At 63.0% G+C, this 8,432-nt stretch carries 7 protein-coding genes, 1 other RNA gene and 1 pseudogene; 1 reads left to right on the forward strand and 8 read right to left on the reverse strand.

The annotated features are described in order from the left end of the window. Position 1: 1 nt before the first annotated feature. The 8 genes from FJ934_RS06210 to ffs form a co-directional block, all read right to left on the reverse strand. A complete protein-coding gene (locus FJ934_RS06210) occupies positions 2-1,645 on the reverse strand; it encodes an ABC transporter substrate-binding protein (RefSeq protein ID WP_140607808.1) in 1,644 nt (547 codons plus the stop codon). A 254-nt stretch (positions 1,646-1,899) separates the two neighbouring features. Further along, complete coding sequence (locus tag FJ934_RS06215; RefSeq protein ID WP_140607810.1) at positions 1,900-3,177, reverse strand: lytic murein transglycosylase; 1,278 nt, start codon at positions 3,175-3,177, stop codon at positions 1,900-1,902. Between the two features lie 192 nt (positions 3,178-3,369). Further along, positions 3,370-3,975, reverse strand: coding sequence for a recombination mediator RecR (gene recR / locus FJ934_RS06225; protein ID WP_140607812.1), 606 nt, complete (start codon positions 3,973-3,975; stop codon positions 3,370-3,372). A gap of 81 nt (positions 3,976-4,056) precedes the next feature. Beyond that, positions 4,057-5,025, reverse strand: a complete 969-nt coding sequence (locus tag FJ934_RS06230) for a cell wall hydrolase (RefSeq protein ID WP_140607814.1) — start codon at positions 5,023-5,025, stop codon at positions 4,057-4,059. A gap of 230 nt (positions 5,026-5,255) precedes the next feature. Next, entirely contained in the window at positions 5,256-5,663 is a 408-nt protein-coding gene (locus FJ934_RS06235; RefSeq protein WP_140607816.1) for a hypothetical protein, read from the reverse strand. Between the two features lie 20 nt (positions 5,664-5,683). Continuing rightward, the gene (locus FJ934_RS06240) at positions 5,684-6,007 is read right to left on the reverse strand and encodes a YbaB/EbfC family nucleoid-associated protein (protein ID WP_140607818.1); all 324 of its coding nucleotides are present in this window, start codon (positions 6,005-6,007) and stop codon (positions 5,684-5,686) included. Between the two features lie 23 nt (positions 6,008-6,030). After that, positions 6,031-7,839, reverse strand: coding sequence for a DNA polymerase III subunit gamma/tau (locus FJ934_RS06245; RefSeq protein ID WP_140607820.1), 1,809 nt, complete (start codon positions 7,837-7,839; stop codon positions 6,031-6,033). Between the two features lie 105 nt (positions 7,840-7,944). Further along, positions 7,945-8,041: signal recognition particle sRNA small type (gene ffs / locus FJ934_RS06250), an RNA gene on the reverse strand. Positions 8,042-8,196: 155 nt separating this feature from the next. On the opposite strand from ffs, the pseudogene FJ934_RS06255 reads away from it, so the two are divergent. Beyond that, positions 8,197-8,432 (forward strand): annotated as a pseudogene (locus FJ934_RS06255) (HIT domain-containing protein); the annotation flags it as partial.

Raw genomic sequence — 8,432 nt, forward strand, 5'->3', positions numbered from 1 at the left:
GCTATTCCTTGGAAACCGGCCCCACGAAGTTGGTGTCGAAGCTCGGGCCGAGCGCGAAACCCTTGAGGTTCTTGCGCAAGCCAGCCACTTCCAGTTGCTGGTGGATGAGGACGAAGGGGCTGGTGTCGAGTACCTTCTTCTCGAGGTCCTGGTACAGCGCGGCGCGCTTGGCCGAGTCCTTCTCCAGCAGAGCCGCTTCGGTCTGCTTGGTCAGGTCCGGAATGTCCCAGGCGTTGCGCCAGGCCAGTGTGTGCGACTTGCCGGCATCCGAATTGTCCGGGTTCGAGGCGAAGGTCTGGGCGTTGGAATTCGGATCGAAATAGTCCTGTCCCCACTGGCCGATATAGATGTCGTGGTTGCGGGCGCGATACTTGGTCAGCGTCTGCTTGCCGTCGCCGGGGATGATCTCCAGCTTGATGCCGGCCTGTCCGAGCGTCTGCTGGATCGATTCCGCCATGCCCGTGGTCGGTTGGCCGGTACGCACATCCATGGTCACGCTGAAGCCGTCTGGCAGACCTGCCTTCGCCAGCAGTTCCTTGGCCTTGGCGACGTCGAGCTTGAAGGGGTTTTCGTCGAGAGCGCCAAGATCGCCCTTGGGCAGGAAGGTCTGGTGGATCTCGCCGATGCCCTTGAGGATGGTCGAGCTCAGCGCGTCATAGTCGACCAGATATTTGAAGGCCTGGCGAACCTCGGGCTTGGCCAGGTTCGGGTTCTTCTGGTTGAGGCTGATGTAGAAGACCGTGCCCTTCGGCGCGCTGTTGGTGGTGAGATCGGCCTTCTTGGCAATGGCGTCGAGGTCGTTCGGTTCGAGATTGCGGGCAACGTCGATGTCGCCGGCCTCGAGCGCCAGGCGCTGCGCCGAGCTTTCCTTCATGTTGCGATAGATGACGCGGGCGAGCTTGGCCTTTTCGCCGTGATAATTGTCATTGCGCTCCATGACGACGGCTTCGTTGGCGCGCCATTCACGCAGCTTGTAGGCGCCGGAACCGGCATAGCCGGTCTTCAGCCAGGCGTTGCCGAAGTCATTGTCCCATTTGTAGTCGGCGGTGGGCGCGGCCTTGACGACGTGCTCCTTGACCAGCTTGCTATCGACGACCGATGCGACGGTCGCCGACAGGCAGTTCAGCACGAAGCTCGGCGCATAGGCCTTGTCGACGGTAAACTGGAAGGTGGTGTTGTCGACGGCCTTGGCCTTGTCGGCGACGTTGTCGCCGCTGATGCCGAACTGTTCGATGATGAAGGCTGGGCTCTTGTCCAGCTTGACAACGCGCTCGAACGAGTAGGCGACGTCGGCAGCCGTGATCGGATTGCCCGAGGCGAATTTCAGGCCGGGCTTGAGTTTGAAGGTGTAGGTCAGGCCGTCGTCGGAGACGGCCCAGCTTTCGGCAAGATCGGGCTTGACCTTGGAGGTGTCGCTGAGGTCGAGGCGGACCAGCAGATCATAGGTGTTGCCGGTGACCTCGGCGGTCGACAACTCGAACGCCTCGCCCGGATCCATGGAGATGATGTCGTCGATCGCGAAACCCTCGACCAGTGTGTCGGCGGGCGTGACCGCCCCGGCCGGGGCACCAGCCAGAAGCAGCGCCGACATGGCCGCGCCCGCAAGCAGAATGCGGGATCGTAGAGCAAACTTTTCCATCATCATGGTGATTGTTCCCTGTTTTGTTGACCTGAGTTCCCGGCTCAGGATTGCGGTGTTCTTTTCGGGGCCGGCAACAGCCCCTCGACCACTTACCGTCGTGGTTTTTGTCCAATTGGTCAACAGCATATCCGGCGCTTCGGGGCAGGCGACGAGGATTTTACGCGACGGCTCATTCGACCGGAATGGCGGGCGGCGCGTCGACGCACACGCAGGCCAATCGGGGCTGGCAAACGGGACAAATCCCTTACTTTTTTGGGTTATTTCAGCGCAGCGACCAGGCCGGCGTCTGGAAAGCAGGTCGCAGGCTCGCCGTTCTCGGTCTGCCACTTGCCAATCGAGCGTCGGGTCTTGAAGCCCGGCAGGCCGTCGGCGCTGCCAACATCATAGCCTTTGGCTTCCAGCGCCCGTTGCAGGGCGGCGATGTCGGAACGATGGAGATCGCCGACCGGCCCCCAGCTGCCGGAAAAATTCTGATCGCCATGGGCAATCCCGTCAGCGCCGTGGCCGATGAACAGGGCGTAAAGGTCGCTGGTGTTGTATTCCTTGAGCACATAGAAATTCGGCGTGACGATGAAGGCCGGGCCGCTGCGACCGGCCGGCATCAGCAGGAAACCCTCCGCCTTCAATTCGCTCGCCGGAAACGGCTTTCCATCGACACGTTTGATGCCCATGGCGGCCCATTGCGAGATCCTCTTGCCCTGGTCCGGCCCTTCCAGCGAGCAGGAGACGCTCTCAGGCACTGTCACCTCGAAACCCCAGCCACGTCCCCGCACCCAGCCATAGTGGACGAGATAGTTGGCGATCGAGGCGAGCACGTCGGGCGTCGAATTCCAGATGTCGGGTCTGCCATCGCCGTCGAAATCCACGGCATGCTTGAGGAAAGAGGTCGGCATGAATTGCGGCTGGCCGAGCGCACCGGCCCAGGATGACTTCATGGCGTTGACGGGAGCCAATCCGCGTTCGACGATCTCGAGCGCCGCCAGCACCTCGGTGCGGAAGAAGTCCTTCTTGGTCGACATGAACGCGTCGGTGCCCAGCACCTCGAAAGCGTCGTAAGGCATCTTGGCGGCGCCGAAGCCGGTCTCGCGGCCCCAGATCGCCAGGACGATGTCGCCGGGAACGCCGTAGCGCTTCTCGATCAGCCCGAGCACTCTTGAATTGGCGCTCTCGCGTGTGCGCCCGCCCAAGGTGACGGCTCGGACGATCTTCTCGGCGAAATAGTTGGCAGGCGCACCGAACTCGGCCTGATGCTGCTTCTGCGGCGTCGCAGGCTTTTCGCCGGGCATGACGAGGTCCGGCAGCTTGAGGTTCGGCTTCACGCCGAGGAAGGCAGCGTCGAAGGTTTTTTTCGAGATGCCTTTGGACTTGGCTTCGGGCCAGAGGTCGGTTTGGAGCCAGGCCTGGAACTGGTCGTCGACGTATGCGGCGGAGGCGGGGAGAGCAAGGAACAGCCCAACGAGTGTGGCCAGAAAGAATACAAAGCTGAATCTGCGATGGACGCGCTCTATGGCGCCCCCCTCTGTCCTGCCGGACATCTCCCCCTCAAGGGGGGAGATCAGACGTCGCCACCGCTTTCGCCAACTATCAAAATCCACAGGAATGGGCTGCCCGCGAAACTGCCAATCTCTCCCCTTGAGGGGGAGATGTTCGGCAGGACAGAGGGGGGTACTTGGCACAGGTGTCGAAGGATTTGTGACGGCCATTGCGCGCACTTCCTGCCAATCTTGTCAAAACGCCGTCCGCGAGCGCAGCGCGGCGGCCAGCGTGCCTTCGTCGAGATAGTCGAGCTCGCCGCCGACCGGCACGCCATGCGCCAGCCGCGTCACCTTGATGTCGAAGCCGGAGAGTTGGTCGGTGAGGTAGTGCGCGGTGGTCTGGCCCTCCACCGTCGCGTTGACGGCGAGGATGATTTCCTTCACATCGCCGCCGGCGACACGATCGACCAGCGAGCGGATGTTGAGCTGATCGGGACCGATGCCGTCGAGCGGGGACAGCGTGCCGCCGAGCACATGGTAGCGCACGTTCATCGCCGCCGCCCGCTCCAGCGCCCAGAGATCCGAGACGTCCTCGACAACGATGAGGGTGGCGGCATCACGGCGCGGGTCGGTGCAGATCATGCAAGGGTCCGACGTATCGACATTGCCGCAGGTGGAGCAGATGCGCACCTTGTCGGCCGCCTCGCCCATGGCGGCGGCGAGCGGCGACAGGAGTTGCTCCTTCTTCTTGATCAGATGAAGGGCGGCACGCCTGGCCGAACGGGGACCAAGCCCCGGCACCTTGGCCAGGAGCTGGATCAGGCGTTCGATCTCGGGACCGGCGATTCGCTTCGACATCGCTCTGATCTAGGATTTTTCAGAGCGCTTTGAAACAGCCCGCATCCGCGCATGACCTGCCATTGCGGGTCGGGACGCGGATCAATTCTCTTCGAGCGGCCGACCCTGGCTGACGATCATCGCGCCAATGGCATCGGTGTTCTCAGGCGTCGACTGGAATCCCATCGCCGCTTCCTGCGGCGCGCTCTGGACCGAGGAGATGACCCTTGTGTTCAAGACGCCGCCGAAACGGGCGGCATCCGGCTCTTCCATCGGCTCCTGCATCGCCACCAGTGTCGGCTTCACCGCAACGCGCGCGGACTTTGCCGCCGGCGCCACGGCGGCGGTCACATAGGTCTGCTGCGCGGGTATGGCGGTTGCCTGGGTCGAGCGCGCGGTGGTTACGCCAGCCTGCTTGGCCGGATCGGCATGGACAATCGTCCTGACCACCGGTTCCGCGGATGCCATAAGCACGGGCGCCGCAGGCGCGCGCTGCTGCTGTTCAACCGAGGCCACCATCGGCTCATCGGGCAGCGGCTGCCAGTCGCGGCCGCGCTTTTCGTAGAAGGCATTGCCGCCGGCGACCATGGTGTAATGCATGTTGTTGTAGGGGAAGCGCAGGCCGGCGGTGTGGAAATACATCGTGTTCTTGAGCTTGGCCTTGCGCTCGCCCTTGAGCACGGCGTCGGCGGCTTCCTCGACATCGGGCATCGCCCGCGAGTTCATCTGCCTGGTCATGACACCTGGCGCGAACTGCCCGGGCTCGCCCACCACTTCGCAGATTGTGTTGCCGTGCTGGCCGGAGCGCAGCCGGTTCATGACGACGGTGCCGACGGCGATCATGCCGTCACGGCTCGAGCGTTTGGATTCGAAGAACATCGCCCTTTCCAGGCATTCCTTGTCCTTCGGCGTGTGGCTGTAAGACCGCGAGCTCAGGAAACTCGGCGTGATGGCGTCGGTCAGGCTGGCAACGGACATGCCGTGCGACGTGGTCTGACTGCAAGCGGCCAAGAACAGGGGAGACGTAACGACGCCGAGCAACAGCGGCGCCTTCCATCGCATGGCAATCAACAGGTAACCCTCTCACTTCGATGCCCGCCCCCAGGCTGCGGCAAGAATGAGACACTTTCGGGCAAAATGATGGCTAAAACGTTATTAATGAAGCACTGTTGCCAAATTGGCACAATTTCGTGGCTTTCCAGATAGATCGAGCCATCATTTCATAAATGCGATGACCGCCCTCTCTTGGTTTCGCCGCAATTCCGGACGGAAAACCGCCTCACGCTTTTCCGGAATCGCTTTTATCGCCCCGCCGCAATCGCGGCCGGTTGCCCCGGCTCGACCTCCTCGACTTTCTCCGAAAACAGGCCACGCCTGAGGAACAGCGCCCGCGCATCCCTGGCCGTCGGCGCGATCTTTCCCGGCCAGTCGCTGTCGATGAACTCGGCCTTGGTGAAATCGGGATTTGTTTCGGAAGCCGCCTCGAGGAATTCGGCGATCTCCAGCACGATCGCGCGCTCCCCCCTCGAAAGCGCCGATCTGCCGGCCTCGATCGACGGGCGGTGCACGAAATCCTCGAACAGATTGAAGTAGCCCTTGATGCCGACAATATCGACGCCGGCATCGCAATCGGCCAGGATTTCCAGGATCTCATAGATCCTGTTGCGGATACGCTGCTCGATCAGTCGTTCGGACGGCTCGTCGATCATGGGCTCATCGCCGCCGAAGGCTAGAAGGGCAGTTTTATTCCGGGCGGGATCGGCAGGCCGGCGGTCAGCGCCTTGGTCTTTTCCTGCATGATCTGCTCGACCTTGGCCTTGGCGTCATTGTGGGCGGCGAGAATCAGATCCTCGAGGATCTCGACCTCGTCCTCCTTGAACAGAGATGGGTCGATCTTCAGCGACTTCATCTCGAACTTTCCGCTCAGCGTCACGCTGACCAGGCCGCCGCCGGCCTGGCCGATGGATTCGACCGTGGCGATCTCATCCTGCATGGCCTGGAACTTGGCCTGCATTTCCTTCGCCTTGCCCATCAGGCCGAGAAGATCTTTCATGGTCCGATCCTTGTCTTGATTTGTCAGGTCTCGTCGTCATCTGCCGGCGGTTCAACCGGCACTTCGGCCTCGGTCTCGTCGACCTCCGGCACGTCGGGAATGCGCACGTCGATGATCTTGGCGCCGGGAAAGCGCGCCAGGATGGCGGCGACGGTCGGATCGCTCCTGGCATCGAGGAAGGCGTTTTCGCGCTTCGTCGATTCCATCTCGGCCAGCGTCTGGCCACCTTCTTCCTTCGATAGCGACACCAGCCAGTTGCGGCCGGTCCAGGCGCGCAGCTTCGTTGTCAGGTCGTTGAGCAGCATCTTGGGCGCGTCGCTGGTCAGGCCGACATCGATGCGGCCGGGCTCGATGCGCACGAGACGAATGCAGCTCTTGAGCAGCACCTTGAAAGCGATGTCGCGCTGCGCATCGGCAAGGGCGACAATGTCGGCCAGTGATTTCAACGGTACCGGCTGCGTCTCCAGCGCCGGCTGCGGAGGCGCGACGAAGGCGGCCGGCGCCGGCGTGGCCTCGACCAGCCGCATGGTCTGCGCGCCGCCCGATCCGCCGGGCATGCGCGTCTGGGCCACCGCACTGGCCCCACTGCCGCCACCATTGCCGGGACTGGCGGGCGCTCCATTTGGGCGCGGCGCACCGTTTTGAACCGGTGCTCCCCCTTCGAGCGATCGCAACGCCTCGTCCAGCGTCGGCAGGTCGGCGGCGTGCGCCAGACGGATCAGCACCATTTCGGCGGCGCTGACGGGCCGGTTGGAGGACTGCACTTCGGGAATGCCCTTGAGCAGCATCTGCCAGGTCCGCGACAGCACCCTGACCGACAGCGCCCTGGCGAAATCGGCGCCACGCTGGCGTTCGTCCTGCGACAGCGATGCGTCGTCCATGGCGGTCGGCACGAAACGCAGCCTCGTGACGAGGTGGTTGAATTCGGCAAGATCGGTCAGCACGGCAGCCGGGTCGGCGCCGGTGTCGTATTGGGCGCGGAATTCGCCAAGTGCGGCCGCCACATCACCTTTCATCACATGTTCGAACAGATCGACGATGCGGGCGCGGTCGGCCAGGCCGAGCATGGCGCGCACGGCCTCGGCGCTGACGGAGCCGGCGCCATGGGCGATCGCCTGGTCGAGGATGGAGAGCGAATCGCGGGCCGAACCCTCGGCGGCGCGCGCGATCATCGCCAGCGCGTCGTCGTCGACCGAAATGCCTTCCTTGGCCGCGATCGAGGAGAGATGCGCGACCAGCGCACCGGCATCGATGCGCCTCAGATCAAACCGCTGGCAGCGCGACAGGACGGTGATCGGAACCTTGCGGATCTCGGTGGTGGCGAAGATGAATTTGACGTGCGGCGGCGGTTCTTCCAGCGTCTTCAACAGGCCGTTGAAGGCCTGCGTGGACAGCATGTGCACTTCGTCGATGATGTAGACCTTGTAGCGAGCCGAAACCGGGGCGTAGCGCACGCGCTCGATGATGTCCCTGATGTCGTCGATGCCGGTGTGCGAGGCTGCGTCCATCTCGATGACGTCGACATGGCGGCCTTCCATGATCGCCTGGCAATGCTCGCCGGGCACCGAAAGGTCGACCGAAGGCTGGTCCACTGTTGATGTCTTGTAGTTCAAGGCGCGGGCCAGGATACGCGCCGTCGTGGTCTTGCCGACACCGCGTACGCCGGTCAGCATCCAGGCCTGCGCAATGCGGCCGGTGGCAAAGGCGTTGGTGAGGGTGCGCACCATCGGCTCCTGGCCGACCAGCTCCGAAAAATTCGACGGACGGTATTTGCGCGCCAGCACGCGATAGGCGCCGGCCTTGTCCGCTCCCGAATTTCCGGCTTCGCTCATTCGCCCGTAAAGCTCCAAGGACCGCCTTTGAACGCGGCCGATTCCTGCGCATAGTTTCGCCCGCTCGGCTTGGCGCCGTCAATGTCGCGGGAGAAAGGCGAAGAGGCGGGAGGCTGGAACAATGACCCGTTCCGGGCTCGTTAGGGCTGCTTCCTTCCGGACCTGACCCGGTTGGCGAGTGGATCGTCCACCACCAACCTCCCGCTGTCCATATCGGCAATTGCGCGATGAAATGCAAGTGCGCATGAGATTTGACGCACCAAACCGTGAGGAAAACAATGATTCGCTTGCGGCCCCCGTGCCAGCGCTCTAGCGTCCACGAGTTCGAGGAAAGCAAGAAAAGTAAGGGAAACGCCGATGTTGCCGGGCCTGAAGGCCGGATTCACGCTGGACGCCCGGCTGGAGGCGGACAGCGAGCAGTTGATGTGGCTTGGGCTGTGCGAATTGCGGATCATGAACGATCACCGCTGGCCATGGCTGGTTCTAGTGCCACAAAGGCCGGGTGCGGAGGAGACCCACGACATGACGCCACTCGACCAGGCGATGCTGACCTTCGAGACCAACATGGTGGCACAGGCGCTGAAGAAGGTGAC

Source organism: Mesorhizobium sp. B2-4-12 (assembly GCF_006441575.1).
GTDB lineage: Bacteria > Pseudomonadota > Alphaproteobacteria > Rhizobiales > Rhizobiaceae > Mesorhizobium.